Consider the following 26,721-nt stretch of genomic DNA (forward strand, 5'->3'; position numbering starts at 1 on the left):
CCAGCAATTTACACAGCAAGGACACGCCGCCATGAGCAACCCATCGCTTCTTATTCTGCCCGGTGACGGGATCGGCCCCGAAGTCATGGCCGAAGTCGTCAGGATCATTGACTGGTTCGGTGCAAAACGCGGTCTGAAATTTGATGTCAGCGAGGACCTGGTGGGCGGGGCAGCTTATGACAAGCATGGCGTGCCGCTGCATGATGACACGATGGCTAAGGCGCAAGAGGTTGACGCGGTTCTTTTGGGTGCCGTCGGTGGCCCGGCCTATGACAACCTTGATTTCAGCGTGAAACCAGAGCGCGGCCTGCTGCGCCTGCGCAAGGAAATGGATCTGTTCGCCAACCTGCGTCCGGCCCAGTGTTTTGACGCTTTGGCCGATTTTTCCTCGCTGAAAAAGGATATCGTGGCCGGTCTTGATATCATGATCGTGCGCGAACTTACCTCGGGCGTCTATTTCGGCGAGCCGCGCGGCATTTTCAATGAGGGCAACGAGCGGGTGGGCATCAACACCCAACGCTATACCGAATCCGAGATTGACCGGATCGCCCGCGCCGCGTTCGAGCTGGCGCGCAAGCGCGGCAACAAGGTCTGTTCGATGGAAAAGGCCAACGTGATGGAATCCGGCATTCTGTGGCGCGAAGTGGTGCAGAAGGTGCACGACGAGGATTATGCCGATGTCGAGCTGAGCCATATGTATGCCGACAACGGCGCGATGCAGCTTGTGCGCGAGCCCAAACAGTTTGACGTGATCGTCACCGACAACCTGTTTGGCGATATCCTGTCGGATTGCGCGGCAATGCTGACCGGCTCGCTTGGCATGCTGCCCTCGGCCAGCCTTGGCGCGCCGATGGCCAATGGTCGCCCCAAGGCGATGTACGAGCCGGTGCATGGTTCGGCCCCCGACATCACCGGTCAGGGCAAGGCCAATCCGATCGCCTGCATCCTGAGTTTTGCCATGGCGTTGCGCTATAGCTTTGATCAGGGAGAAGAGGCGACACGGGTTGAAAATGCCGTGGAAAAAGTGCTGGCCGATGGGCTGCGCACCGCCGACCTGCTGGGCAATGATGGCGAAACGCCGATCTCGACCACCGAGATGGGCGATGCCATCATCGCGGCACTTGACGCCAGTCTCTGAGCATTACGACTCTTAAGACGAAAGGAAGGCCCGCCAATTGTGCGGGCCTTTTTCATTTTAGGGGGCCATCAACGCAAGCCGGGCGGGCCGACAATCACCCGGCGCCTGCGGCTTGAGTCCGGGTGGCGCCAGAGCCCTGCAAGCCTAGAAGAACCCAAGCTTGTTGGGGTTATAGCTGACCAGCATGTTCTTGGTCTGCTGATAGTGGTCCAGCATCATCTTGTGGTTCTCGCGCCCGATGCCCGACTGTTTGTAACCGCCAAAGGCCGCATGCGCCGGATAGGCGTGATAGTTGTTGACCCAGACACGCCCCGCCTCGACCGCGCGACCAAAGCGGTAGCAAGTATTGGCATCGCGGCTCCAGACACCGGCACCAAGGCCGTACATCGTGTCATTGGCAATCGCGAGCGCCTCGGCCTCATCCTTGAAGGTGGTGACCGATACGACCGGGCCAAAGATTTCCTCCTGGAAGACGCGCATCTTGTTGTGCCCCTTCAGGATCGTCGGCTGAACGTAGTATCCGCCCGCCAGATCGCCGTTAAAGCGCGCCGCATCGCCGCCCACAAGCACCTCGGCCCCCTCTTCGACGCCGATGGTCAGATAGGACATGATCTTGTCCTGCTGTTCGGCACTCGCCTGTGCGCCGACCATGGTTTCGGGGTCGCGCGGGTCGCCCTGTTTGATCGCCTTCACCCGCTCGATGCAGCGCTCGATGAAGGCCTCATAGATGTCCTCCTGGATCAACGCGCGGCTGGGACAGGTGCACACCTCGCCCTGATTGAAGGCAAAGAGCACAAAACCCTCGATCGCCTTGTCCAGAAACGCGTCATCCTTGGCCATCACGTCCGAGAAAAAGATGTTCGGGCTTTTACCGCCCAGTTCAAGCGTGACCGGGATCAGGTTTTCGGTCGCCGCCTGCATGATCTTGCGGCCGGTTGCGGTTGATCCGGTAAAGGCGATCTTGGCGATGCGCGACGATTTGGCAAGCGGCGCGCCAACCTCGGCGCCCATGCCGTTGACGATGTTCAACACGCCCGCAGGCAGCAAATCAGCAATCAGCTCGGCCAGGACCATGATCGCGGCAGGCGTCTGTTCGGCCGGTTTCATCACGATGCAATTGCCAGCCGCCAGGGCCGGGGCAAGCTTCCATGCCGCCATCAGGATCGAAAAGTTCCATGGGATGATCTGGCCAACCACGCCAAGCGGTTCGTGGAAATGATAGGCGACCGTGTCATTGTCGATCTCGGACATGCTGCCCTCTTGCCCGCGCAAAACGCCGGCGAAATAGCGGAAGTGATCCACCGCCAGCGGGATATCGGCGGCGCGCGTCTCTCGGATCGGCTTGCCGTTGTCCCAGGTCTCGGCCTGCGCCAGCAGTTCAAGATTGGACTCAAGCACATCGGCGATCTTGAGCAGGGTGTTCGAGCGCTCGGTCGCGGATGTGCGCCCCCAGGCCTCGCGGGCGCCATGCGCGGCGTCAAGCGCCAGTTCGACATCCATCGCATCAGAGCGCGCAACAGAACAGACGGTTTCGCCGCTGATCGGCGTGATATTGTCAAAATAGCGCCCGTTGACGGGGGGTACGAATGTGCCCCCGATGAAGTTGTCATAACGGGTCTTGAACGGCGAGGCATGTTGCCCGGCCACTTGGGTCATTTCATTCATGGTGGTTTCCTCCGGTTGCACCCGGTCCTCCGCCGGGAATGCCGCAAACCTGCGCTTTGGAGGGTGCCCTGTCAGCCCAGGCACCGGGGACGACCCGGCGCACCTGTCTCAGGGCTGAGACAGGTCAGGCGGTGTTTTCGCTCAGGCCAAGCCGTTTCATGCGGCGATAGAGCGTCGCGCGCCCGATGCCGAGCGCGCGTGCCGCCGCAGAGACATTGCCGCCCGCCCGCGCAAGGGCGCGAATCACAGCCGCGCGTTCGGCGCGTTCAAACCCGCGCGGGCCATCCTCGCGGCCAAAGATATCAGAGGCGGGCACGGCGGTGATCGGCCCGGTCGCCCCAAGCCCGAATGCCTTGCGTGCGCCGCGCGTGGCACCGATTACAATGTCATCGGCATCCACCGCCAAAAGCATCGCCACCTCGGAATCGTCGTGATCGGCAAAGACGATCCGTGCGCGCGGAAAGGCGGCGCGGAAATTATCCGCCTCGATCTGGCGCGCGGTCTGGGCCACAGTTGCGGCAATCAGCCGGTTGAAGCCCTCGGTCTGGTCCGAGCGGGCCGAAGATACGTCAAGCGCCGCCACGATCTGACCATCGGCGCCATAGATCGGTGCATCCATACAGCTCATGGCGGTGTTGCGGGCCAGAAAATGTTCGTCACGGTGGATGATCACCCGGCGATCCTCGGCGATGCAGGTGCCGATGCCGTTGGTGCCCTCTGCCGCCTCGGACCAAACCGCGCCCTGCCACAGGCCCCAGCTTTGGAAAATATCAGCGTCGCCTTCGCCACAGCGCTGATCCAGCACCACGCCCTGCGCATCGGTCAGCAGCACCGCACAGCCCGATTGCCCCAACAGGCCGAAAAGCTGATCAAGCTTGGGCGCGGCCACCTGAAGGAACTGTTCCATCCCGGCGCGGCGCGTGGCCAGATCACGGGCATCCACCCTCTCGGGCGCGCGGCGCTCGGCCGGGTCAAGCCCGTGCTTGACCATCGAACGGCGCCACGACGCCGCTATACGCGAACGGGCCGGCGCCGAGGCCGATTGCGACTCTTCCAGTACCTTGTCGACATGGTGGCGATGATTTGGGGCGATGGTCATTTCCTTTCGAAACGCGATGGGGCGCGCGATCTGTTTTGCGACACGCGAAGAATACCCTGCACGCACCATAGCCTGTCAATGACACTTTAGGACCAGTTTACCATCCAAAACCCGCTTGCAAAGCCACGCCACCGCGTATAATCGCCTTTCTCACGGTCGGGCTGTAGCGCAGCCTGGTAGCGCACCTGCTTCGGGAGCAGGGGGTCGGAGGTTCGAATCCTCTCAGCCCGACCAGAATTTCCTGTTACATACCCACACCACAAACGTTGCTCTTTGCCACGAGGCGCGTGAGGCAGAGATAGACGTCTGACCAGACGTGGCATACTGCCCGCTGCTTTGCTTCACAGATTAGACTGCGGGGCCTTCAGGGCGCTTGTGAAAAAATCATGGGGTCTCAGTTGTCGGGCCCTGCCACCAAAGTCTTGATAAATCTTGAAAACAATTCGCCCTGAGATCGAATTTGCAGTTTTGAATATACATTTCGCCGGTGTATCCGCACGGTGCCCGGAGAAATCTCAAGAATGCGGCCCACCGCATCGGCAGAGTGGCCTTTCAGGGTGAACTCGACAACCTGCCGCTCTCTTGGGGTCAGAATGCCACCGCCGATGCGGGTAAAGGCAAGTTCCACGCTATCGTTCAGGCTGGCATCAACGGGTTTTGTGCCTTCAGCGCTGAAGACAGTGGAAAGATCATGCCAGTGGCGCTGGCCAACAGCGCAGACAATTGGCCAGAATTCGCCAAGTTGACGAAATTCTTTTGCTGTAAACGCCTTGTTTGCACGCATCAGAGAAACGACCACCGTCGCACCGCCCGGGATCGGGATAAAATAACCGATTTCTTCCGTAAGTCCGGTTCTGGCATAATAGCTGCGGTAATATTCACCCTGAAAAAAGCGGTCCGGGGCCAGGTCGCGGATTCGGTAAAGGCCCGGTTCCACACGATTCTCGCTGGCCAGATAAAACGGGTCCAGAAGGTAGGGGCCCTCCTGATAATCCTCGACAAAAATCCGGCGCTTGCGCTTTGGAAAGTCATCAAACAGATCCATCGGGCGGGCGGTATCAAGATATCCGAAAACCACGGTGTAGTCGAACGGCGTTATTGCCCTGAGAGTGTTGGAAAGTTCGCGGGCAAATCGATCGGTCCCGATCGCGTCAATCAGCGCTCCGGTTGCTGTCTGCCAGCTTTTCATCACGCCCCCCCCGGCACCAAAATTGATCTACCAAAAACGTGGTATATACAACGAAACCGGTTTTTCCTACAGTTTTCCCAATATGGATGGTATTTCATAAAAGGGAAAAAGATAGCAACAAATGAACGTTGGGGGATATCGCACGGGCGAGGCTGCAGTTGGCAAAACGGTAATTGCCGAGCTTCGGAACGTATCAAAACGGTTCGGCGACGTCGTTGCTGCACGCGATCTGAATCTTTCCATAGGCGAGGGTGAGTTTCTGTCTTTCCTTGGGCCGTCAGGCTGCGGAAAGACGACCGCCCTGAGAATTCTGGCTGGTTTCGAGGCCCCGAGCGAGGGCGAGGTTCTGTTGGACGGCGAGGTGGTCAACAGCCTTGAGGCCCACCGCCGGCCGGTCAACATGGTATTCCAGCACTACGCGCTATTTCCACATATGACGGTTGCCCAGAATATCGGGTACGGACTGCGCCAACAGAGGCCCCGCCTTGCCAAGGCAACCATTGCGGAAAAGGTCGGCAAGGCGCTGGACGTCGTGCGCCTGAGCGATTTCGAAGACCGCCGCATCTGGGAGATGTCGGGCGGCCAGCAGCAGCGCGTGGCGCTTGCACGCGCCATCGTCAATGAGCCAAAGCTGTTGCTGCTGGACGAGCCGATGGCCGCACTGGACCGCAAGCTGCGTAAAGAAATGCAGATCGAGTTGCAGAACCTGCAACGCAAACTGGGGATCACTTTCGTTCTGGTGACGCATGATCAGGAAGAGGCGCTGTCAATGAGCGACCGTATCTGCATCATGCGCGCGGGCCGGATCGTTCAGATCGGCGCACCGCAAGACCTGTATGACCGGCCAAACTCGCGTTATGTGGCGGGGTTTGTCGGGTCGTCCAACTTCTTTGACGGTGAAATCATCGGGCAAAACGGTGCACTTGTCTCGGTTCGGCTGGCCGATGGCCGTGTCGTTGAAGGGACGCCAACCGGCACCCTGTCCAGGGATCAGAACGTGTGTATCAGCGTGCGCCCCGAGCAGATGAAGCTGACCCGCAAAGCAGACGGCGTTGCGGTCGAAGTGCGCAACCGAATTTTTCTGGGCGAACACACCGAATATCTGGTGGCAAGTGAGACGCTTGGCGAATTTCTGGTGCTGTCGCCAAGGCAATCGGAATTGAACGACGGCCCGTTTGAAGCGGGCGATAAGCTGTTTGTGAACTGGGAGGCCAATTCGGCGCTCGTGCTTGATCGTAACTAGGTATGAAACCGCACTAAAAAGGGAGAAGACCAATGACCAATGACATCGACCATATTTCGAAGAAAAAGTTCATGGAAGAGTTTCGGCGCTATCAAAAGGGATCTGTAACCCGGCGCCATTTTCTGAACGTCACCGGGTTGGGCGCGGCCTCGGTCGTGATGGGGGCGGCGGTGCCCGGCCTGCGCGCAAAACCGGCCTTTGCCGCTGGCGATATTGGCGACCGCGTCATTCTGGCGACATGGCCGAATTATCATGACCCGGAAAATTTCGAAGCTTTCACCGAAGCAACCGGTGCGCATGTGCAGGTCAATGTTTTTGGTTCAAACGAGGAAATGCTGGCCAAGTTGCAGGCCGGTGGCAGCGGCTGGGATGTCTATGTGCCGACCAATTACACCATCACCACCTATGTCAGCGAAGACCTGATCGAGCCGCTGGATACCACGCGTCTGCCAAATTACGATCCCGCAGCCTTTGATCCGCGTTATGCCGAGGCCGGATCGGTTGATGGCAAGCTTTATGCGGTGCCCAAGAACTGGGGCACAACGGGCTATGCGGTGAACACCAGCCATACCGGTGGTTACAAGATGACCTCGTGGAAAGACTTTTTCGACATGACCATGGACAGCTTTTCTGGCCGTACGATGGTGCATGATTACCAGTTGACCACCATCGGCAATGCGCTGAAATATTTCGGCTATTCTTTCAACTCGGTCGCCGAGGATGAACTGGCCAAGGCTGAAAAACTGCTGATTGATGTAAAACCACACCTGTTTGCAATCTCGTCAGACTATCAGCCGGCAATGCGCAATGGCGATGCCTGGATGACCATGTGCTGGACAGGCGACGGCAAACAGTTGAACACGGACATCCCCGAGATTGACTATGTTCTTGGTGTCGAAGGGGGCGAACTGTGGAGCGACTATTACGCCATCCCAAAAGGCGCCCCACATATGGATGCGGCCTATGCGCTGATCAACTTCATGCTGGACCCTCAGGTGAACGCCAAGGAAGTACTGGCCCACGGCTATCCGTCCGCCGACGCCCATACCAATGCGTTGCTGCCCGAGGCGCTTTTGAATGATCCGATCCTTTATCCGGCGGCGGAATTGCTGGACGCCCTGGAATTTGGCGCGGCTGTCACCTTGACCGACCCGAACCGTGCCGAGTTGATGGCGCGTTTCAAATCGGCCTGAAACCCGGGAAACGGATAAGAGCAACATGACAGGGCGCATGCGCACAACGCTGCTTTTGGCACCCGCCGGAACATGGTTTCTGGTGATGCTGCTGCTGCCGCTGACAGTTGTGCTTATCTTCAGCTTTGGAGAGCGGGCACCCGCCGGTGGCGTTGTGCCCGCTTTCACCTTTGAGCAATATGCCAATCTTCCAGCGCGCTGGACCGCCTTCAAGAATACCCTGACTTTGGCGCCGGTTGGCACGCTGGCGTCGCTGCTGATTGCCTATCCGCTGGCCTATTTCCTGGCGGTCAAGGCCAGCCCGAAATGGAAAACCATCCTGCTGGTGTTGGTCATTGTGCCATTCTGGACCTCGATCCTGATCCGCAGCTATGCGTGGATTTTCCTTCTGGGAGGGCGCGGCATTCCGGCGCTGCTGGAGTGGGTCGGGATCGAGGGTGTCCGTCTGATCAACACGCCATTTGCGGTGCTGGTGGGCATCATCTATGGCTATCTGCCGCTGATGGTATTCCCGATCTATGTCAGCCTTGACCGGCTGGACAAACGCCTGCTCGAGGCCTCGTCCGATCTGGGCGCTACACGCTGGAACACGTTCCGGCAGATCACGCTGCCGCTATCCATACCCGGTATCGCCACGGGCTGCATGCTGGTTTTCATCCTGTTGATGGGTGAATTTCTGATCCCGGCGCTGCTGGGCGGTGGCAAGGTATTCTTTGTCGGTAATGCCCTGGTCGATCTCTTTCTGCAATCACGCAACTGGGCCTATGGCTCGGCGGTGGCGGTGACCCTGGTCATCGTCATGCTGATCACCGTGACCGTCTATATGCGGCTTATCAATCGTCTTGGCGCCACCCGCGAAGACGTGTCGATCATGTGAGGCGCGCGCAATGAGACTGTATGCCATCTGTGTTTACCTGTTTCTGTATATTCCCATCGGGGTGATAGCGCTTTTCAGCTTCAACGCCGGGCGGCATGCCAGCCAGTTGCAGGGCCTGTCGACCAAATGGTACGGCAAGACGCTATCCAACCCGTTTGTTATGGACGCGCTGGAAACCAGCCTGATGGTGGCATTTACCTCGGCCCTGCTGGCCAGCGTCTTTGGCACGATGGCCGCTGTGGCCCTTCAGGGTATCAAGGGGCCGGTTCGGACGGTGTTCGACATGCTGATCTATGTGGCGGTGATGATCCCTGGAATCGTGATCGGCATTGCAACGCTGATTGGGCTGGTAACGCTTTTTGACCAACTGAACCCGGTGCTGGCCGTGCTCTGGCCCGAAGACAGCACCCCGCCCAAGCTGAGCATGGGGTTGGGATCATTGATCGCTGCACATACCATGTTTCTGATGGCGCTGGTGATCATCATCGTTCGCGCGCGTCTGGCCGGGATGGATCGCGCTTTGGTCGAGGCCTCGTCTGATCTTTATGCCACCCCTTTCGGCACGTTCCGGCAAGTGACCCTTCCGATGATCTTTCCTGCCATTCTGGCCGGGTTCCTGCTGAGTTTCACGTTCAGCTTTGACGATTTCATCATCGCCTTCTTCGTTGCCGGGTCGGAGACCACCCTGCCAATCTATGTCTTCTCGTCGATCAGGCGCGGTGTAACGCCGGAAATCAATGCCATCGGCACCATGGTTCTGGGCGTTTCGCTGATCTTGCTGGTGACGGCCCAAATTCTTCTGCGACGGGGTGAGAGAAAAGCAATATGACACATGCACCCCCATCCGAGTACCCCGATATGACAGGTCTTCTTCAGGGCAAGATTGCGCTGATCACCGGCGCGGGATCAGGCATCGGACGCGCTGGCGCTACAATCATGGCGCGTCACGGGGCGCGGGTTATTGTTACCGATCTGGACCAGCGCAAGGCCGATCAGGTCGCCCTTGATTTGCAGGCTGAGGGGTTGCAGGCGACCTCTGCAGGCCTTGATGTCACCGATGACCAGGCCGCCAGCGCCTGTATTGGCGACACTGTTGGCAAATTTGGCAGGCTGGACATCCTGCATTCGCATGCGGGCTATCAGGTGGAAGGCAATCTGGAGCAGGTCCCGATTGAAGGGATGGACCTTTCATGGCGCCTGAATGTGCGGTCACATTTCATCATGGCCCGCGCCACTGTAGGTCATATGCGCGCGCAAGGTGGGGGCAGCATCATCATCACAGCGTCGAATTCAGGCGTACAATATGACCGTGAAATGATCGCTTACGCGACAACCAAACACGCGGTGATCGCGATGACCCGGCAGATGGCCGCTGACTATGCAAAGGACAACATCCGCTTCAACGCCCTCTGCCCCGGCTTTATCGACACACCGTTCAATGCCGGGTTTGAAAAACAGATGGGCGGGCGCGCCGGGCTTGAAGAGTATATTTCCAGCAGCATTCCGATGGGCCGCTGGGGAACGACAGACGAAATCGCGGGTTCGATCTTGTTTCTTGCGTCGGAAATGTCCTCTTTCATGACCGGGCACGCCCTGGTTGTTGACGGAGGGGAGTGCCTTTGAGCGCAGGTATCAGAAGCGTTTGTGGGCGAGCATCTCAGGCTTTTGTGTCGCGGGGTCACAAGCCGCCAAGCCCTTCTGTGCGGCGGGCCCTTTAAACCTTTGGTCCATCGTTACTGCGGTGGATATCTTGCCTGGCAATCGCCACGTTTTGATCTTCGCTCCGGCAGCCGTCTTTTTCAGGCAGCAGACAGCCCGTTTCGCCAATCGGAAAACACGCGGCCCCGATTGAAACGCTTTAATGAAAATCCCGGCTGGGAAACAGCCGTTTGGCCTGCTCGCGCGGATGTCTGGCACGGGCGGGTTGATGGGCGCGGCGCGGGGCATCGTCAGCTTGTGGCTGGGTGATACCAATGGCATCATCCAGCGGGTGGCCCAGATCGATCAGCCGGGGGGACATGTCCTCGACCTGTTGCGCGATCAGATGCACCACGATCCCTTCACGTTGCAGGTAGCCCGTTACCCGTAACAGCCGCCCGCCCATGACGATACGACGGAACCGGTCATAGACTTTGGGCCAGACAACCACATTGCTGACCCCGGTTTCATCTTCCAGCGTCAGGAAAATCACCCCCGAGGCGGTACCGGGACGCTGGCGGGTAATGACAAGGCCGCAGACGCAGGTACGTTGCAATGGCGCCTCCGGCAGTTCTGCATGCGGTGTCAGATCCGGCATGGAAGGACGCAACAACTCCATCGGGTGGGCACGTAGGCTGAGACGCATCGAGACATAATCCTCGACCACCTCTTCGCCCAGATGCATGGGGGGCAGATCGACCTGAGGTTCATGGATGCTTTCGCCATCAATCGGGTCATTGAAAAGCGGTAACGGCGCCTGCCCGCGAATGGCCCGGACCTGCCAGAGGGCATCGCGGCGGGTCAGGCCCATTTCCGTGAACGCGTCCGCCTCGGCCAGCCGTTCCAGAACCGAAGGCGCGACCCCGGCACGAAGCCACAGTGCCTCGGGGTCGCGGTAGCCGTTGCCGCGTGCGGCAACGATCCAACCGGCGTCTTCTTCACGGAATCCCTTGATCTGCCGGAACCCCAGCCGCAGGGCCAGTGCCCCGTCGGCCCGGCGTTCCAGCGTGTTGTCCCAGCCACTGGCATTCACGCAGATCGGGCGCACCTCGATCGCATGTTCACGCACATCACGGACGATCTGGGCCGGGGCATAGAACCCCATGGGCTGAGAGTTGAGCAACGCACAGGCGAAAATGGCCGGGTGATGGCATTTGAGCCATGAAGAAACATAGGTGAGCATGGCAAAGGCGGCAGCATGGCTTTCGGGAAAGCCGTATTCCCCGAACCCTTCGATCTGCGAAAAGCAACGATCGGCAAACTCCGGGGCATATCCGCGCTCCAACATCCCGGTGATAAAGCGATCCCGGAACGTGCCAATGGTCCCCATCTTGCGGAAGGTAGCCAGAGAACGGCGCAGGCGATCGGCCTCTTCGGGTGAAAACCCGGCGCCGACCACGGCGATCTGCATCGCCTGTTCCTGAAACAATGGCACGCCAAGGGTCTTGCCCAGAACCGCCTCTAACGCGCAGGACGGAAACGATACGGCCTCTTTGCCCTGGCGGCGGTTGATATAGGGGTGCACCATGCCGCCCTGAATCGGCCCCGGTCGGACGATGGCGACCTCGATCACCAGATCATAGAAGGTTCTGGGTTTCATCCGCGGCAGGAAATTCATCTGCGCCCGGCTTTCGACCTGAAACACCCCGATGGCATCCGCCTTTTGCAGCATGTCATAGGTCGGCCCATCCTCTTGCGGGACCGTGGCAATGGACATCGGTTTACCTTCGTACTGCGCCATCAGATCAAAGGCCTTGCGGATGCAGGTGAGCATCCCCAGCGACAGCACATCGACCTTCAGAATGCCCAGCGTATCAATATCATCCTTGTCCCATTCAATGATCGTGCGATCCTCCATGGCGGCGTTTTCGATGGGACACAGCTCATCCAGCCGCCCTTTGGTGATCACGAACCCGCCGACATGTTGTGACAGATGTCTGGGAAAGCCGATGATCTCCCCGATCAGGCGGATCGTCTGGGCCAGGCGGCGGTCGGTCGGGTCCAGCCCCAGCTCTCTGATCCGTTCCGGATCGGCCCCGCCATTGGACATCCCCCATATCTGACCCGACAGGCCCGCCGTCACGTCCTGACTGAGGCCCATCACCTTGCCCACCTCACGGATCGCGGCGCGGGACCGAAAATGAATCACCGTGGCACAGAGGCCCGCCCGGTGACGGCCATATTTATCGTAAATCCACTGGATCACTTCCTCGCGCCGCTCATGTTCGAAATCGACGTCGATATCAGGCGGCTCACCGCGGTATTTCGACATGAATCGTTCAAAGACCATGGTGATCTGATCGGGGCCAACATCAGTGATGCCCAGCAGATAACAAAGTACCGAATTGGCCGCCGATCCACGCCCCTGGCACAGGATACCCAAAGAGCGGGCGTATTGGACGATATCGTGCACGGTCAGAAAATAGGCCGGGAACCCCAGCTCCGCTACAAGCTTCAGTTCTTTTTCCATAAGGGCATGAACCCGGTCCGGGGCGCCATTTGGATACCGGCGTTTCACCCCCTGACGAGCCAATCGTTCCAGTCGCGTTTGCGGGGCTTCCCCCTGGGAAATTTCAACGGGGTATTCGTAGCTGAGTTCGCTGAGACAGAAAGAACACCGCGCCGCAATCTCGAGCGTCCGGCGCAAGGCCGCCGGATGGTCGCGAAAGACCCGGCGCGCCATATCGGCATAGCCTTTCAGACGACGTTCGGCATTGGGCAGGGCCCGGGTGCCGATCTGATCAATCGTGATATGTTCGCGCATACAGGTCAATACATCGGCCAGTTGGCGGCGCGAGGCCCGGTGCATCAGCACATCCCCGACGGCAACCATCGGGGCCGAGGTTTTGAGCGCCAGTCGGGCACAGGCCGCAAGATAGGCCTGATCGGTGCCATCATAGCGCGGCGCGGCGCCCAGAAAGACATGACCGGGAAAGCGCCGCTGAACCTGCTGTATATGCGAGGTTGCTGTTTGCAGCCCCTTCCGGGGCAAGGCGATCAGGATCATGCCGGTACAGGCACCGAACATATCCTTCAGATCAAGATGACACTCCCCCTTCCCGGCGCGACGCTTGCCCAGCGTCAGCAGACGGGTCAGACGCTGATAGGCGGTGCGGTCTTTGGGCAGGGCTATCCAGTCTACCGAACTGTCGCGCAGCACCAGACGGCACCCTACGATCAGTTTCGGAAGCTGCGGCATGATGGGCCGGTCAATCGGTTCAGGCTGTCCGACCTCCTGACGTGAGCAACTGTCGGTCCGATGTTGTGAGCGGATGCGAATGGCATCCTCGGCCTCGCGGGTCAGTTCCTTCAGGGCGGAATAGGCCCGGACAATCCCGGCCAGCGAGTTCCGGTCCGTGATGGCAATCGCGGCAAGCCCCAGCTCGACGGCGCGGGTCACCATTTCCTCGGGGTGGGAGGCGCCGGTCAGGAAGGTGAAATTGGTGGTGACACATAGTTCGGCATAGCTCATGCAAATTCCCCCTGCACAAACCAGCCGGGGTTCTGCGGCGTATAGAACAGCCAGAGCCGACGCCCCTGCCGGGTTTCGACACGCCAGTAATCGCGAAGGCCTGAACGCCAGTTGTCATCCACCAGCCACCATTCCGGGGCGATCCGTTCCGGCCCTGTTGCACGGGCCGTTGTGAGGGACATACGCCGCCAGCGAAACCGCTTTGGCGGGCGCGGGCCAGTGCCCGCAACAGGGACAGGCGGAAACAACTGCAAAGGGCGTGAGCGCAGGCTGACCCATGGACCGCCGGGGTCAGAATAGGCGGCCGGTGCAATCAGAAAACTGCGTTCCGGAATATGGCTGTCGGCCGGAAGAAAACGCTGGATATTCTCCAACCCGATGCGGGTGCCGATGCGGGTGACAAGATCATCCAGCTGATCCTTTCGGCCGGAAGAAACATGGCTGACCTGTTGCACTGGCAATGGTTCGACCTGCGTGGCCTCAAGCCGCATCTGGTCGATGCCGAACCCGGCATCGACATCCCGGACCCCGCGTTCAAAAAGCGGCAGGATGCGCCGCGGGTCACGCAAGGGGCGGGCAAGGCGCAGCTCGATTGTCTGGCTGTCCTGATCGACCCGGCGCAGGGTCAGGCACAGCACCCGCGCCCCGGTTTCCTGGGCTTTCAGCCTAGCACATATCTGGTCCAGCAGGCGTGCGGTGCCTGCCATCACATCATCATACAGGCCGATCGGATCAGGCACGGTCATCCGCACCCCGTAATGGGGCGGCTCAGCCAGCGGGGCGATCTGTTCGGGTTGATGGCCAAGGGCCTGATCCAGCCGCATCAGCACCTCTGGGCCGAACCGACGGGCCAACGGGGCACGGACAGCCCCGGCCAGATCGCCAACACTACGCAGCCCCAGCCGCTGCAGGGCAATGGTGGTTTTATTGTCCAGCCGCAGGGCGGCTACGGGCAAGGTCTGCAGCGCAGCCAGCGCCTGCCCCGGCGCGGCATACCCTTCGCCGTAATGCGCCAGCGCCCAGGCCGCGCCGCGTGTATCCCCCAGCCCGATCCGGGCCGCAAAACCTGCCCGACTTAGCCGCTGGCGCATGTCAGTCAGCATCGCCGCCTCGCCGCCGAACAGATGCGCCGCACCGGTGATATCCAGCACCAGCCCATCCCCCCCCTCAAGCCCTACCCAGGGGCAATAATGGCGCGCAGCCCAGCGGCGCAGCACATGCAGGAACTGCTGATCTCCGATCGGATCTGCCGGGCGGCTTTGCAGATCCGGGCAAAAGGCACGGGCATCGGAATAGGACATGCCCCGGTGCAGCCCCTGTTTTTCGGCCTGCATGTTCAGGCAATACAGGCGGTTGGCGTTGTTTTCCTGCAGGGTCAGGGCGAACGGCCCCTCAATCAGGCGCGTCCTGAGAACCCGGTCGCTTGCCAGCCGGGGAAACCACATGGAGACGACGCGACGCTGCATCCCATCGAACATGCCAGGCCCTCAATGTTCCCGATTTGTTCTTTATAATTTCCCAGCGCTGCAGAGTCGAGTCGGCAGGATCAAATGCCGGATTAAAAAACGGGGTACATTGCCAGCGGGTTTCGGCGGCATTGCTGCCCATGCCTTCGGGAATGAGACAAAGCCCGGTAGATTTCCCGATCTTTGCCGCCAGCTGAAGCCGCCGCCCTTTTGTCAGGTCAAGCGGTTGGCTTAATTCGACCACCACCAGCGGCAGGGCGCCATCCCGCAGGGCCTCTTCGGCGACAGCAAGGCCTTCGGTCTGGTCCTTGACCTGAGCAACCAGCATCCTTGCGGGATCAAAGAAAGCGTTCAACCCGACGGGATTGAGAGCCTCGGGCCGCCAGACCTCGCGTATCCAGAGCACATCGCCCTGCATCTGAGCCACACAGACCGCCGCAAACCCCATGGCCCCGGAGCCACAGACTTCGTGAACGCGGGCCCTTCTCAGGGGAAAACTGGTGGAGAGATCAGACTGCATAGGTTTTACAATATAGTGATTATGCCGCGTTTCAAACTGCGCCAGAGATTTCGCACACTCTTTTCGCGCAGAATGTCCTGCAAGGCCCTGAGCGCCAAAAAAGTCGACAAGACGGCGATGACCTTATGATCCTGACCGTCTGTTCCAACGATTATTCGGGCCGCGGTAACACCCGCAGCGCTTCTGCCATACGCCTGACCAGTTTGGGTATGCGATTTTCGGGCGCGGCAGAGAATCCCAGAACGAGACCTGAGCGGCTTAACGGCTTCTGACAATACACAGCCAGCGGCAGCGATTCGATCCCGGCCTCAAGCAGCGCATGATGTGCCACCTGATCGTCCACGCCATTCTTCAGCCAGGCCAGCATGTGCATGCCGGCATCCGTCGCCTGCGGTTCAAGCACATCGGGACAATCGTTAATCAGACAGTCAAAAAGGATATCCCGACGTTCCCGGTAGATGCGGCGCATTTTCCGGATATGCTCAACAAACCGGCCATCATCCATAAAACGTGACAAGGCCTGTTCGGCAACCGCAGACGAGCTTTGACCAAGCAGATTACGGGCTTTTGCAAAGGTTTCGACCAGCCCCGGCGGCACCACGATATAACCAAGCCGGATGGCGGCAAACATTGATTTCGAAAACGTCCCCACATAGAAAACCCGACGTTCGCTGTCTAACGCACTTAGCGCCGGCAAGGGGCGTCCGCGATATCTGAATTCGCTGTCGTAATCGTCTTCAATGATCCAGGCGTCGTTCTGATGCGCGTGGTTGAGCAACGCCAGCCGCCGGACGAGACTCATTGTCGTTCCCAGGGGTTGCTGATGCGACGGCGTTACGAAAATCAGCGTGGGCTTTGGGTTCACCTTTGCAGCATAAGCAAGATCCATCCCTTCGCTGTCGATTGGCACAGGCGTGACATTGGCCCCCATGATCTGCATGACATCGCGCCCGGCAATATGACCCGGATTTTCATACCAGACCGTATCGCCCTTGTTCAGCAGCACAAACGCGATCAGAACAAAGGCCTGCTGCGCGCCCGACGTAATGATGATCTGATCGGGGTCCGCTTGCATACCCCGGGCATCGGTCAGGTGTTTGGCAATCGACGTCCGAAGGGCCGTGCTGCCGTTCACCTGCCCATAGCTGAGGTTGCGACGGGCGTCACAAACCATCGCGTCGGACAGATATTTGTTCCAGATATTGACCGGGAACTTGTCCAGCGCGGGCACACCAGGGCGAAACGGGGCAATCTTGCCATGCCGAACGCTGGCCTTGGAGGACATGATTGCCATTGCGCGATCTGATATCTCTATCGCCGGAGGATTTGCTTTCGAGCGAGGGCGTCGGAATTTTGGGAAGGTTTCAAAATCCAGCCCTTCAGAAATGAACGTTCCCGCCCCTGTTCTGGCCTGCGCATACCCTTCGGCGACCAGTTGTTCGTAGACGGATTTTACCGTGATACGGGACAAACAGAGCTCAAGGGCCAGTTCACGCGTCGACGGCAGTTTCTGACCCGGCTCAAGCGTACCATCCAGGATCAGCCGCCGCAGCGCCGCATCCAGCTGCCGATAGATCGGAACGGACGATCCCCGTTCGATATCAAACCCATGCAGCAATGCTCCTCCCGGGGATTTTGGCACGGCGTCCTCCAAATGGGCTTATAGATTATGCAATAATGGATATATTTAATAAATCCAATTTTCGATAGCAAATAACCCGAAAGGCGTCTCTGACATGGGGCTGTGAGGGGCTGAAAGGCAAGGTATCGGAACATGATCAAGATAGAAAATTACGCCCATCCCGTGGGATTACACCTGCTGACGCGCTGGCAGAATGGCGATGTTGGTGCAAGGCAGGAAATGACTGATATTCTTGACGCAGCCCTTGCCGGAGAGTTTGACGAGAACTTCAAGGTGCTGGCCCCTCCCGACAGGGTAAATTCAACCGCTTCGGTTCATATGCTGGGGCTTGCGGTTCTCAATGACCTCTATGGCGTTGAATCATGGGACTATTACAACACCGATCCATACCGCTATGTCCGGGCCAATCTGGCCGTCAGCCGTTTGCTGGGCGTGCATAAATTCTACATGACCTGGGCGCTTTATGCCTTCACCTGCGAACCGCTGGGCCAGAAAATGATGTATCCGGACAAGTTCCCACCCGGCGCCGATCCGGATACGGTTCTGATCAACCGCGACAACTGGCATCTGCTTGAAACACCGGATTTTACCGTTGGTGTACCCAAGGCCATTGATGGCATTTTGCGGGTCACCGAAGAGCTGACAGGCATGCCACCGATGTTGCAGATTTCGGCCCCCTACAGCCTTGCCGCTGATATCTACGGGCAGGAACCGCTGCTGGCGGACGTGGTAAACGACCCGGACAATGTGAATGCCTTGCTGGATCATCTGGGCGACAAAGTGCTTGGGCCCTGGATGGATCATCACATGGAGACCTTCCCGAACGGCTGGGTGGAATTGTCGGACGCCTCGGGTTCTCCTTTCTTCATCGGGCCAGAAAACTGCAAATCCATGTCGATCCGATCAATCCGGCACATGCTGCGCGACAAACCCTATGCCGACCGCGTGTTTGACAACAATTATCGTGGTGATTTCGTTTCTGAAGTCAAAAGAAAGGGGCGAGCGTCGCGGCGCAAAATTCCCGAAGGGGCAAATGTAGACCGGGGCAGCCTGCTGGAACTGACTGAGGCCAAAGTCAGCGTCAATCCGGTGTTCATCATGCGGCTGGAGGCGGACAAGGTGGATATCGCATTCTACGAAGACCAGGCCATACAGCGGAATCTGCCCCTGACCTCGGGCATCGGCTCCCCTCAGATCGACCGGAACAGCATCGAGGATCTGAAGGCCGCAAAGGCAGAAATCCGCGCGCAGGCCCGCTCTTTTGTTGAAGCCATAAAACGCGTTTGTGACACCATTGATCTGCCCGAGGACAATCATGTCGGCGCCCCTTGGCCCAGCCATATCTATTTTGAGGACGTCAACGGGCAATCGCAATTCGAGCTGGTCGAAACCATTCTGGATGAAGTCTACAATTGCCCACCATTTGAACGGCAAAAGTGAAAGCCGGTCCCCTGGAAATGGGCAGTGGGCTTGGGTTGCCGTTTAAATGCCCGCCTGCCGCTCTTTCGGCACTGATCATCAGGATCGCACGGCAATCCCGGACATCAGAGATCAGGCAAATCGCAACGTCTATCATGCTGTTGGAATTGCCTGTTGACCCAGCCTGACTGGAGTGGAATTTATTTTCGTGCGTGAAAAAAGATTTTCGCGCCCCAGCACGTCTGGAGAATCGGACAATCAAACGGCCATATAGGCTTTACCTTCAAAGGAATGACTGCTGCATGAACCCACTTTTGAAACAGCAGCCCCCTACCAAAGACAGGTATGATGTTGTCATTGTCGGGGGGGCCATGATGGGGGCCTCTACCGCCTGGTTTTTAACAGACACCCCGGATTTTGATGGCTCGGTTCTTGTTGTCGAACGGGACCCGAGTTACGAGTTTTGCTCGACCGCGCATAGCAATTCATGCATCCGTCAGCAGTTTTCGACGGAAATCAACGTGCGGATTTCGCAGTTTGGGGCGGATTTCATCAACAATTTACCACGCCATATGGGCAATGACCCCAGGGTGCCTCAACTGAGAATCCAGAATTACGGCTATTTGTATCTGGCGGACAATGACGCCTTTGCCGACATCCTGCGCGACAACCAAAAGGTGCAGCACGCCGCAGGCGCTGGTACAAGGCTTTTGTCACCCGAGCAGATCAAAGAGGCCTACCCGTTTTACAACGTGGATGACGTGGTTCTGGGCAGCCTCAATACCGTCGACGAAGGTTATTGGGATTCAATTGCGGTATTCGATTGGTGGCGCAGACAATCCAGAGAACGCGGCGTGGAATATGTTGCAAACGAGGTTGTGACCATGGCCAAAAATGCTGCGGGCACCCGTGTGGAAACGGTCACGCTGGCCTCGGGCGAGGTGATTTCCTGCGGGCAGGTTGTCAATTGTTCCGGCCCCCGCGCAGCCCGCACCAGCCGGATGGCTGGCATTGATATCCCGGTGGAACCGCGCAAGCGCTACACTTGGGTTTTCAGCGCAGAAAAACCACTGGACCGCGAGCTGCCACTGACAGTTGATCCGTCGGGTGTGCACATGCGGCAGGATGGCAAAACGACCTATATGGCAGGTGGCCACTCAGAGGTTGATCCGGCGGTAGACTATGATGATTTCAACATGGATCTGTCATTGTGGGAAAATCATGTCTGGCCAGCGATCGCGACCCGCATTCCCCAGTTCGAGGCCATCAAGGTGATGCGCGAGTGGACGGGGCACTATGCCTATAACACCTTCGATCACAACGCCATCATTGGGCCACATGACACGATTGAGAATTTTATTTTTCTCAATGGCTTTTCCGGCCACGGACTGCAGCAGGCCCCGGCGATGGGGCGCGGAACGGCCGAATGGCTGACCTACGGAGAATATCGCAGCCTTGATCTGACACCTTTCCATTACGACCGGATTCTACGCAACGCCCCGCTTGTCGAAAAAGCGATCATCTAAGCCATCAGCCCCCTGCCCTATCCTTTTTGCGAAAACGGGTCCTGCGGCGTATTCAGTCTAAGGTGACGCATGAAGGCCCGCGCGATGCGGGGCAAAGGCCGATGATCGGACACAACAAAATAGCTTTGATACCGGATGGGTGAAGCGAAAGGCACAAAAATCAGATCCTCGGACCGGTAGTGATACAGCGGAAAGGGATTGATGATGGTCAGCCCCAGCCCCTCTTTCGCCAGATCCGCGGCGGCAAAAGAGGTCGAAACCTCGGCCACGACATGTGGAACGGCGCGGGCTTCATGCATCAGGCGGTCCAACTGACTGCGACGCGCGTGTCGGTGGGTCAGCGCGATCATGGCCTGCCCGTGCAGATCCTGCGGCCTCACCTCCTGCGCGGCGGCAAGTGCGTGGCCACGCGGCATCGCACAGACTGCCTGGGAAAGCCGGTAAGGAATCATCTTGACCCCCGCACGTGACAGCTCGACTCCGGCAACACCAAGATCAAACCGATCGTCCAGAATGCCGCGGGTCACCTCGTCTGACGTATTCACCTCGAAGCTGACATAGAAATGCGGGTTGGCTGTCAGGAAACCTTTTATCTGCGACACCAGAAACCGATGCGCATAGGTGGGTGGGGCAATCAGGCGCAGCGTTTCCTGCACCTGATCGGTCGGGCCGTCAATTCGGTTGAGCGCATCAAATAACGGATCCAGCCGACGATTCAGGCGCACGGCCTCGGAGGTGGGGCGCAAGCGGCCACTTTCACGTTCAAACAGTGTGTTCCCGACCCTGTTTTCAAGATTGGCGATCGAACGGCTGACCGCTGACTGTGACAGGCCCAGTTGCCGGGCCGCGCCTGTGGTTGTTCCGGCCTGCATCAGCGCGCGAAAAGCCTGATATTCAGGGATCGAATGCCAGTTCCTGATTTTATTCAAAAAAGTACCTTTTCAAATACCGACTAGATGTATGACTAAAAATCATACTATTCCCGCTCGGACATGAATAAAAGGGCTGATAGCGTGTGCCAACATTTGGGGTGGATGACTGACGTGGCAAACAGCGAGCCGATTATTTTCGACGGGCACAACGATGTATTGCTAAAGATCTTCCGCGCCGGCGGTTTGACCGCGGCACAATCCTTTATCGACGGGCGCGACGGCGCGCTGGATCTGAAAAAGGCGCGCAGGGGCGGCTTTGGCGGCGGATTCTTTGCGGTTTACGTCCCTTCGCCCACCGATTTGAACGCCAAATTCGATGAAATGACCAAGGCCAGCTATGACCTGCCGCTGCCAGAACCGATTGATTGGGAAGATGCGCTGCCGGTGGTGATGTCCGAGGCTGCAATCCTGTTTGATCTGGAACGACGCGGCGCTTTGAACGTTTGCCGCAGCGTGGCCGACATTCGCGCAGCCATGGCCGAGAGCAAGATTGCAGCGATCTTCCATATCGAAGGGGCCGAGGCGATTGACCCCGAGTTGCACACTCTGGATGTGCTTTATCAGGCGGGCCTCAGGTCACTTGGCCCGGTCTGGAGCCGCAGCACGGTGTTTGGCAACGGGGTTCCCTTCCGATTTCCGTCGACGCCCGATATTGGCGAGGGTTTAACCGATCATGGCTTGCGGCTGGTGAAGCGCTGCGATGAGCTGGGGATAATGCTGGACCTGTCGCACCTGAACGAAGCGGGATTCTGGGACGTGGCGCGCCATTCGACGAAACCGCTGGTTGCCACCCACTCCAACGCCTATGCGATCTGCAACCATTCCCGCAATCTGACGGACCCTCAATTGGATGCGATCCGTGAAAGTGACGGAATGGTTGGTCTGAATTTTGCGGTGGCTTTTCTGCGAGAAGATGGCAAGATGCTGGCCGATGTCCCGATTAGCCAAATGTTACGCCATCTGGATTACCTGATCGAAAAATTAGGCGAAGATCGCGTTGGGCTGGGCTCGGACTATGACGGTGCCGTGGTGCCACAGGACCTGACCACAGTCGCGGATCTTTCGAACTTGAGACAGGCAATGACAGAGCATGGATATGACAATGCGTTGATCACCAAGCTTTGCCACGCAAACTGGTTGCGCGTACTTGAAAAAACATGGGTGTCTTAAGGCCCCGGTGCGCAATCAAATTCGTAACCAACAGGAGAGGTAATACAAATGAATGCTTTTAACCGATTATTGACAAGTGCCGCCATCGGGCTGGCAGTGGCGGTGACGTCCGCGCCTGCCGGGTTTGCGGAAACGCCTGCGAACATGCTGGTGATTGCCAACCGGATTGACGATATCACCACGCTGGACCCGGCCGAAAGTTTCGAATTCGCCGGCTCGGATGTCAGCCGTAACGTCTATCAGAAACTGGTCAATTTTGACCCCAACGATCTGGACGCCGGATATCAGCCGGAAGTGGCTGAAAGCTGGGACGTCAGCGATGACGGCAAGACCATCACCTTTACCATTCGCGACGGGCTGACATTCCATTCGGGCAACCCGGTGACTGCCGCTGATGTGGAATATTCGCTGCGGCGGGCGGTGATCTTGAACAAAACACCGTCGTTCATCCTGACGCAGTTCGGATTTAGCGCCGAAAACGTCGAGCAGACCATCGTCGCCGATGGCAACACTGTAACAATCGTCACAGACCAACCTTATGCGACGTCGTTCGTGCTGAACTGTCTGACCGCCACTATCGGCGGGATCGTTGACATGAAAACGGTCATGGCCAACGAGGTCGATGGCGACATGGGCAACACCTGGCTGAAAACCAACACCGCCGGGTCGGGCGCCTACAAACTGGTCAGCTGGAAACCCAATGACAGCGTGACCCTGCAATCCAACCCCGGTTACTATCGCGGCGCCCCGGCGATGGAGCGCGTGATCGTGCGCCATGTACAGGAAAGCGCCAGCCAGCGTTTGCTGCTGGAACGTGGTGATATCGACATCGCCCGCAACCTGAACCCCGAAGACGTTGCCGGGGCCAGCAGTGCAGAAGGCATCAAGGTAATTGACGAGTTGAAAGGCCGTCTGATGTATGCCTCGCTGAACCAGAAACATCCGATCCTTTCCAAACCCGAAGTCCGCCAGGCATTCAAATATCTGGTCGACTATGAAGGAATGCAGAACAGCTTTCTGAAAGGTCAGTATACGATCCATCAGAACTTCCTGCCGAAGACCTATCTGGGGGCCTCGAATGAAGCGCCGTTTACCTATGACGTTGCCAAGGCCAAAGAGCTGCTGGCCGCTGCCGGTGTTGATGGCCTGGAAATCGAAGTTGGCGTGCGCGAAGCGCAAGAGCGGATCGAGATTGCCCAATCGCTGCAGAACTCGCTGGCGCAGGTCGGAATCAAGATGAACATCACCGTAGGTACAGCCAAGCAGATTCTAGCGCGCTACCGGTCGCGTGAACTGGACGTTTATCTGGGTGCCTGGGGGCCGGACTATCCGGATCCGCAAACCAATGCGGGTACATTTGCCTATAACCCAGACAACTCCGACGCGGCACAGGCGACCGGCCTTCTGGCCTGGCGCAATGCCTGGGACACGGATGGGCTGACGCCGCTGGTGGACGCGGCTGTAACTGAAAACGACCGTGATGCCCGTATACAGATGTACAAGGACATTCAGGCAAAGTTCCGTGAAACCTCGCCTTTTGTGATCATGTTCCAGCAGATCGAACAGTCGGCCATGCGCGACAACGTGACGAACTTTTCGACCGGACAGGCCATCACGTCGGCCTCCTACTGGCAAGTCACCAAGTAAATGGCATTGACCGAAGAAAATCGTGAGGGGCGCCGCCGGGCGCCTCTTGCACCTTGGTTAAAGACGACGCTGATGACCGTGGGATCAATTGCGGTCACGATGCTGGGGCTGTTATTCGTCACTTTCGTGATCGGGCGGGTCATGCCGATCGACCCGGTGCTGGCAATTGTCGGCGAGCGCGCCAGCCAGTCCACCTATCAGGAGGTGTACGAACAGCTTGGGCTGGACAAGCCGCTGATCGTGCAGTTCTTCTATTATCTCTGGGATGTCATTCATGGCGATTTCGGCATGTCGCTGCTGAATGCGCGGCCCGTCTCCGAAGACATTGCAAGGGTCTTTCCCGCGACGCTGGAACTGGCCACATTAGGCGTCTTTGCCGGGATCGTTCTGGGGGTGCCACTGGGCGTGATTGCCGCCGTGCGCCGCGGGTCATGGATTGACCAGATCGCTCGTGTCGTGGCGCTGGTTGGCTATTCCATGCCAATCTTCTGGCTGGGCCTTATGGGCCTATTGGTGTTCTACGGCATCCTTGGCTGGGTTGGCGGACCCGGGCGGTTGGATATTTTCTATGTCGATATCGTGCCGCAGCGCACCGGTATGATCCTTCTGGATTCGGCGCTGGACGGAAACTGGGAGGTATTCCGCAACGCGTTCAGCCATATCGTATTGCCCGCCTCATTGCTGGGATATTATTCGCTGGCCTATATCAGCCGCATGACCCGGTCCTTCATGCTGGAGCAGTTGAGCGCCGAGTATATCACCACCGCCCGTGTCAAAGGCATGTCGGAACGCGCCGTGATCTGGCGGCATGCGTTTCGCAACATCCGGGTGCAGCTGATCACCGTGATCGCCCTGAGCTATGCCAACCTGCTGGAAGGATCGGTGCTGACCGAGATAATCTTCAGCTGGCCGGGCATCGGCAGCTACATCACAACAGCGCTGCTGTCGGCCGATATGAACGCGGTACTGGGTGGTACGGTGGTGGTCGGGCTGATCTTTATCCTTCTGAATATTTTCTCGGACCTTCTTTACAAGGTCTTCGATCCGAGGTCGAAATGAGCGAGACTGAAACCCTGCGTGCCTGGCTTTTAACCGATACGCCCACTTCACGGCGGCATGCGCGGCTGTCTAGCTTTTACAAGGGCTGGCTGGCACTCCGGTCCAACACGATGGCCATGTTCGGACTGGCCATTCTGGTGCTGTTGGGGCTGACTGCGGTTTTTGCACCCTTTCTGGCCCCGCATGACGCCTTTGCCCAGGACTTGGGTAACCGGTTGCAGCCGCTTGGCAGCGACGGAAACTTTTTAGGCACCGACAGTCTGGGCCGCGACATCCTGAGCCGGTTAATCTATGGCAGTCGCATCACGCTTTATATCGTGCTGCTGGTTGCGATGATTGCGCCAATTGCCGGGCTGCTGGTGGGCACAATTGCCGGATATGTCGGTGGCTGGGTCGATCTTGTCCTGATGCGGATCACTGATATCTTTCTGGCCTTTCCGCGGCTGGTACTGGCTCTGGCATTTGTCGCCGCCCTTGGCGCCGGAATTGAAAACGCGGTGCTGGCCATCTCGTTGACGGCTTGGCCGCCCTATGCCCGGATTGCGCGGGCCGAAACGCTGACCATCCGCTCTTCTGATTACATCAGCGCCATCCGCCTGCAAGGTGCCGGGCCGCTGCGGATCATCACCAAACATGTCTGGCCGCTATGTATCTCTTCGCTGATCGTTCGGGTCACGCTGGATATGGCCGGGATCATTCTGGCTGCAGCCGGCCTGGGTTTCCTGGGCCTTGGGGCACAGCCGCCCAGCCCCGAATGGGGCGCGATGATTTCCGAAGGGCGGCGGTTTATTCTGGATCACTGGTGGGTTGCTACCGTTCCGGGGCTGGCAATCTTTACTGTCTCACTTGCCTTCAACCTGCTGGGCGACGGGCTGCGCGATGTGCTCGACCCCAAGGACGGAGGCACACAATGACACTGTTGGATGTCGAAAACCTGTGGGTCAAATTCCCCACCCGGCAAGGCATTTTCGAGGCCGTGCGCGGTGTCTCGTTCACCCTTGGCAAAGAACGGCTGGGTATCGTCGGCGAAAGCGGATCGGGCAAGTCGATGACCGGGCGGGCGATCCTGCGGCTGATCCGCAAACCCGGCATTGTCGAAGCAAATCATATTCGTCTTCATGAAACAGATCTCATGAAACTGACAGAGGTCGAGATGCGCAAAGTGCGCGGCCAACGCATTTCGATGGTCATGCAGGACCCCAAGTTTTCGCTCAATCCCGTGATGACCATCGGCGATCAGATCATGGAAGCCTACCTGCTGCACAACAACACATCCAAAGCACAGGCGCGGGCCAAATCGATTGAGATGCTCAATGCGGTGTCGATCCGTGACGCCGAGCGTGTGATGCGCGCCTACCCGCACGAAATGTCGGGCGGCATGGGCCAACGGATCATGATTGCAATGATGCTGATCCCGGACCCGGAAATTCTGATCGCGGATGAACCCACATCAGCGCTGGATGTCTCGGTGCAGCGGCAGGTGCTGGATATCATGGACGCGCTGGTAAAAGAGCGCGGTATGGGGCTGATTTTCATCAGTCATGACCTCAATCTGGTGTCCGAGTTCTGTGACCGGGTACTGATCATGTATTCCGGACGGATCGTTGAGGTGTGCGATGCCGACAAACTTCATCAGGCGCAGCACCCTTATACGCGCGGACTGCTGAATTCTCTTCCACGTCTGGATGCGCCGCGCAAACGGTTGGAGGTTCTGCAGCGTGATGACAACTGGGCCAAGGCCGATAGCGTGTCGGGGGCTGTCTGAG

21 protein-coding genes and 1 tRNA gene are annotated in these 26,721 nt (G+C 58.3%); 14 read left to right on the top strand and 8 right to left on the bottom strand.

What is annotated here, in order from left to right; genetic code table 11:
• Positions 1-31: 31 nt before the first annotated feature.
• Entirely contained in the window at positions 32-1,138 is a 1,107-nt protein-coding gene (gene leuB / locus PEL8287_RS18480) for a 3-isopropylmalate dehydrogenase (RefSeq protein WP_085893926.1), read from the top strand.
• A 144-nt stretch (positions 1,139-1,282) separates the two neighbouring features.
• On the opposite strand, the gene adh is transcribed toward leuB, so the two are convergent.
• Together adh and PEL8287_RS18490 are read right to left on the bottom strand one after the other, a co-directional pair.
• On the bottom strand, positions 1,283-2,803 hold the full coding sequence (adh, locus tag PEL8287_RS18485) for an aldehyde dehydrogenase (RefSeq protein ID WP_085893927.1): 1,521 nt from the start codon (positions 2,801-2,803) through the stop codon (positions 1,283-1,285).
• A 124-nt stretch (positions 2,804-2,927) separates the two neighbouring features.
• Complete coding sequence (locus PEL8287_RS18490) at positions 2,928-3,794, bottom strand: GAF domain-containing protein (protein WP_085893961.1); 867 nt, start codon at positions 3,792-3,794, stop codon at positions 2,928-2,930.
• A gap of 265 nt (positions 3,795-4,059) precedes the next feature.
• Here PEL8287_RS18490 and PEL8287_RS18495 point away from each other — a divergent pair.
• Positions 4,060-4,136 (top strand) — tRNA-Pro (locus tag PEL8287_RS18495).
• Between the two features lie 160 nt (positions 4,137-4,296).
• On the opposite strand, the gene PEL8287_RS18500 is transcribed toward PEL8287_RS18495, so the two are convergent.
• Positions 4,297-5,091: a response regulator transcription factor gene (locus tag PEL8287_RS18500; protein ID WP_085893928.1), complete on the bottom strand. Its 795-nt coding sequence runs from the start codon at positions 5,089-5,091 to the stop codon at positions 4,297-4,299.
• A 121-nt stretch (positions 5,092-5,212) separates the two neighbouring features.
• Between PEL8287_RS18500 and PEL8287_RS18505 the strand changes: the two genes are divergently transcribed.
• From PEL8287_RS18505 to PEL8287_RS18525, 5 genes are read left to right on the top strand one after another with little or no spacing between them, the layout of a single operon-like run.
• A complete protein-coding gene (locus PEL8287_RS18505) occupies positions 5,213-6,334 on the top strand; it encodes an ABC transporter ATP-binding protein (protein ID WP_085893929.1) in 1,122 nt (373 codons plus the stop codon).
• Positions 6,335-6,366: 32 nt separating this feature from the next.
• Positions 6,367-7,527 carry an ABC transporter substrate-binding protein gene (locus PEL8287_RS18510; RefSeq protein ID WP_085893930.1) on the top strand — a complete coding sequence of 387 codons (1,161 nt, stop codon included), beginning with the start codon at positions 6,367-6,369 and terminating at the stop codon, positions 7,525-7,527.
• 25 nt (positions 7,528-7,552) lie between these two features.
• On the top strand, positions 7,553-8,404 hold the full coding sequence (locus tag PEL8287_RS18515) for an ABC transporter permease (protein ID WP_085893931.1): 852 nt from the start codon (positions 7,553-7,555) through the stop codon (positions 8,402-8,404).
• A 10-nt stretch (positions 8,405-8,414) separates the two neighbouring features.
• Positions 8,415-9,233 (top strand): ABC transporter permease, encoded by an 819-nt coding sequence (locus PEL8287_RS18520; protein WP_085893932.1) that lies wholly within the window; start codon positions 8,415-8,417, stop codon positions 9,231-9,233.
• Positions 9,230-10,027 carry an SDR family NAD(P)-dependent oxidoreductase gene (locus PEL8287_RS18525; protein WP_235862339.1) on the top strand — a complete coding sequence of 266 codons (798 nt, stop codon included), beginning with the start codon at positions 9,230-9,232 and terminating at the stop codon, positions 10,025-10,027. Before PEL8287_RS18520 ends, PEL8287_RS18525 begins: the two co-directional genes overlap by 4 nt.
• A gap of 235 nt (positions 10,028-10,262) precedes the next feature.
• On the opposite strand, the gene PEL8287_RS18530 is transcribed toward PEL8287_RS18525, so the two are convergent.
• From PEL8287_RS18530 to pdxR, 4 genes are all read right to left on the bottom strand, one after another.
• The gene (locus PEL8287_RS18530; RefSeq protein WP_085893933.1) at positions 10,263-13,574 is read right to left on the bottom strand and encodes an error-prone DNA polymerase; all 3,312 of its coding nucleotides are present in this window, start codon (positions 13,572-13,574) and stop codon (positions 10,263-10,265) included.
• The gene (locus PEL8287_RS18535; protein WP_085893934.1) at positions 13,571-15,052 is read right to left on the bottom strand and encodes a Y-family DNA polymerase; all 1,482 of its coding nucleotides are present in this window, start codon (positions 15,050-15,052) and stop codon (positions 13,571-13,573) included. Before PEL8287_RS18535 ends, PEL8287_RS18530 begins: the two co-directional genes overlap by 4 nt.
• The gene (locus PEL8287_RS18540) at positions 14,967-15,560 is read right to left on the bottom strand and encodes an ImuA family protein (protein WP_085893935.1); all 594 of its coding nucleotides are present in this window, start codon (positions 15,558-15,560) and stop codon (positions 14,967-14,969) included. Before PEL8287_RS18540 ends, PEL8287_RS18535 begins: the two co-directional genes overlap by 86 nt.
• A 151-nt stretch (positions 15,561-15,711) precedes the next feature.
• A complete protein-coding gene (gene pdxR, locus PEL8287_RS18545) occupies positions 15,712-17,202 on the bottom strand; it encodes a MocR-like pyridoxine biosynthesis transcription factor PdxR (protein ID WP_085893936.1) in 1,491 nt (496 codons plus the stop codon).
• A gap of 132 nt (positions 17,203-17,334) precedes the next feature.
• Here pdxR and PEL8287_RS18550 point away from each other — a divergent pair, with 132 nt between their 5' ends.
• Together PEL8287_RS18550 and PEL8287_RS18555 are read left to right on the top strand one after the other, a co-directional pair.
• The gene (locus PEL8287_RS18550; protein WP_085893937.1) at positions 17,335-18,642 is read left to right on the top strand and encodes a uroporphyrinogen decarboxylase/cobalamine-independent methonine synthase family protein; all 1,308 of its coding nucleotides are present in this window, start codon (positions 17,335-17,337) and stop codon (positions 18,640-18,642) included.
• Between the two features lie 281 nt (positions 18,643-18,923).
• Positions 18,924-20,147 (top strand): NAD(P)/FAD-dependent oxidoreductase, encoded by a 1,224-nt coding sequence (locus PEL8287_RS18555; protein WP_085893938.1) that lies wholly within the window; start codon positions 18,924-18,926, stop codon positions 20,145-20,147.
• A 17-nt stretch (positions 20,148-20,164) separates the two neighbouring features.
• Here the strand turns inward: PEL8287_RS18555 and PEL8287_RS18560 are convergent, their stop codons facing one another.
• The gene (locus tag PEL8287_RS18560) at positions 20,165-21,076 is read right to left on the bottom strand and encodes a LysR family transcriptional regulator (protein ID WP_085893939.1); all 912 of its coding nucleotides are present in this window, start codon (positions 21,074-21,076) and stop codon (positions 20,165-20,167) included.
• 114 nt (positions 21,077-21,190) lie between these two features.
• Here PEL8287_RS18560 and PEL8287_RS18565 point away from each other — a divergent pair, with 114 nt between their 5' ends.
• From PEL8287_RS18565 to PEL8287_RS18585, 5 genes are read left to right on the top strand one after another with little or no spacing between them, the layout of a single operon-like run.
• Positions 21,191-22,249 (top strand): dipeptidase, encoded by a 1,059-nt coding sequence (locus PEL8287_RS18565; RefSeq protein WP_370737931.1) that lies wholly within the window; start codon positions 21,191-21,193, stop codon positions 22,247-22,249.
• A gap of 48 nt (positions 22,250-22,297) precedes the next feature.
• Positions 22,298-23,896, top strand: coding sequence for an ABC transporter substrate-binding protein (locus PEL8287_RS18570; RefSeq protein ID WP_085893941.1), 1,599 nt, complete (start codon positions 22,298-22,300; stop codon positions 23,894-23,896).
• Positions 23,897-24,955 (top strand): ABC transporter permease, encoded by a 1,059-nt coding sequence (locus PEL8287_RS18575; protein WP_085893942.1) that lies wholly within the window; start codon positions 23,897-23,899, stop codon positions 24,953-24,955.
• Positions 24,952-25,869 (top strand): ABC transporter permease, encoded by a 918-nt coding sequence (locus tag PEL8287_RS18580; RefSeq protein WP_085893943.1) that lies wholly within the window; start codon positions 24,952-24,954, stop codon positions 25,867-25,869. The genes PEL8287_RS18575 and PEL8287_RS18580 overlap by 4 nt, the downstream gene beginning before the upstream one ends.
• Positions 25,866-26,720: an ABC transporter ATP-binding protein gene (locus tag PEL8287_RS18585; RefSeq protein WP_085893944.1), complete on the top strand. Its 855-nt coding sequence runs from the start codon at positions 25,866-25,868 to the stop codon at positions 26,718-26,720. Before PEL8287_RS18580 ends, PEL8287_RS18585 begins: the two co-directional genes overlap by 4 nt.
• Position 26,721: the final 1 nt, after the last annotated feature.

This window comes from Roseovarius litorisediminis (assembly GCF_900172295.1).
In the GTDB taxonomy this organism is placed as follows: Bacteria; Pseudomonadota; Alphaproteobacteria; order Rhodobacterales; family Rhodobacteraceae; genus Roseovarius; species Roseovarius litorisediminis.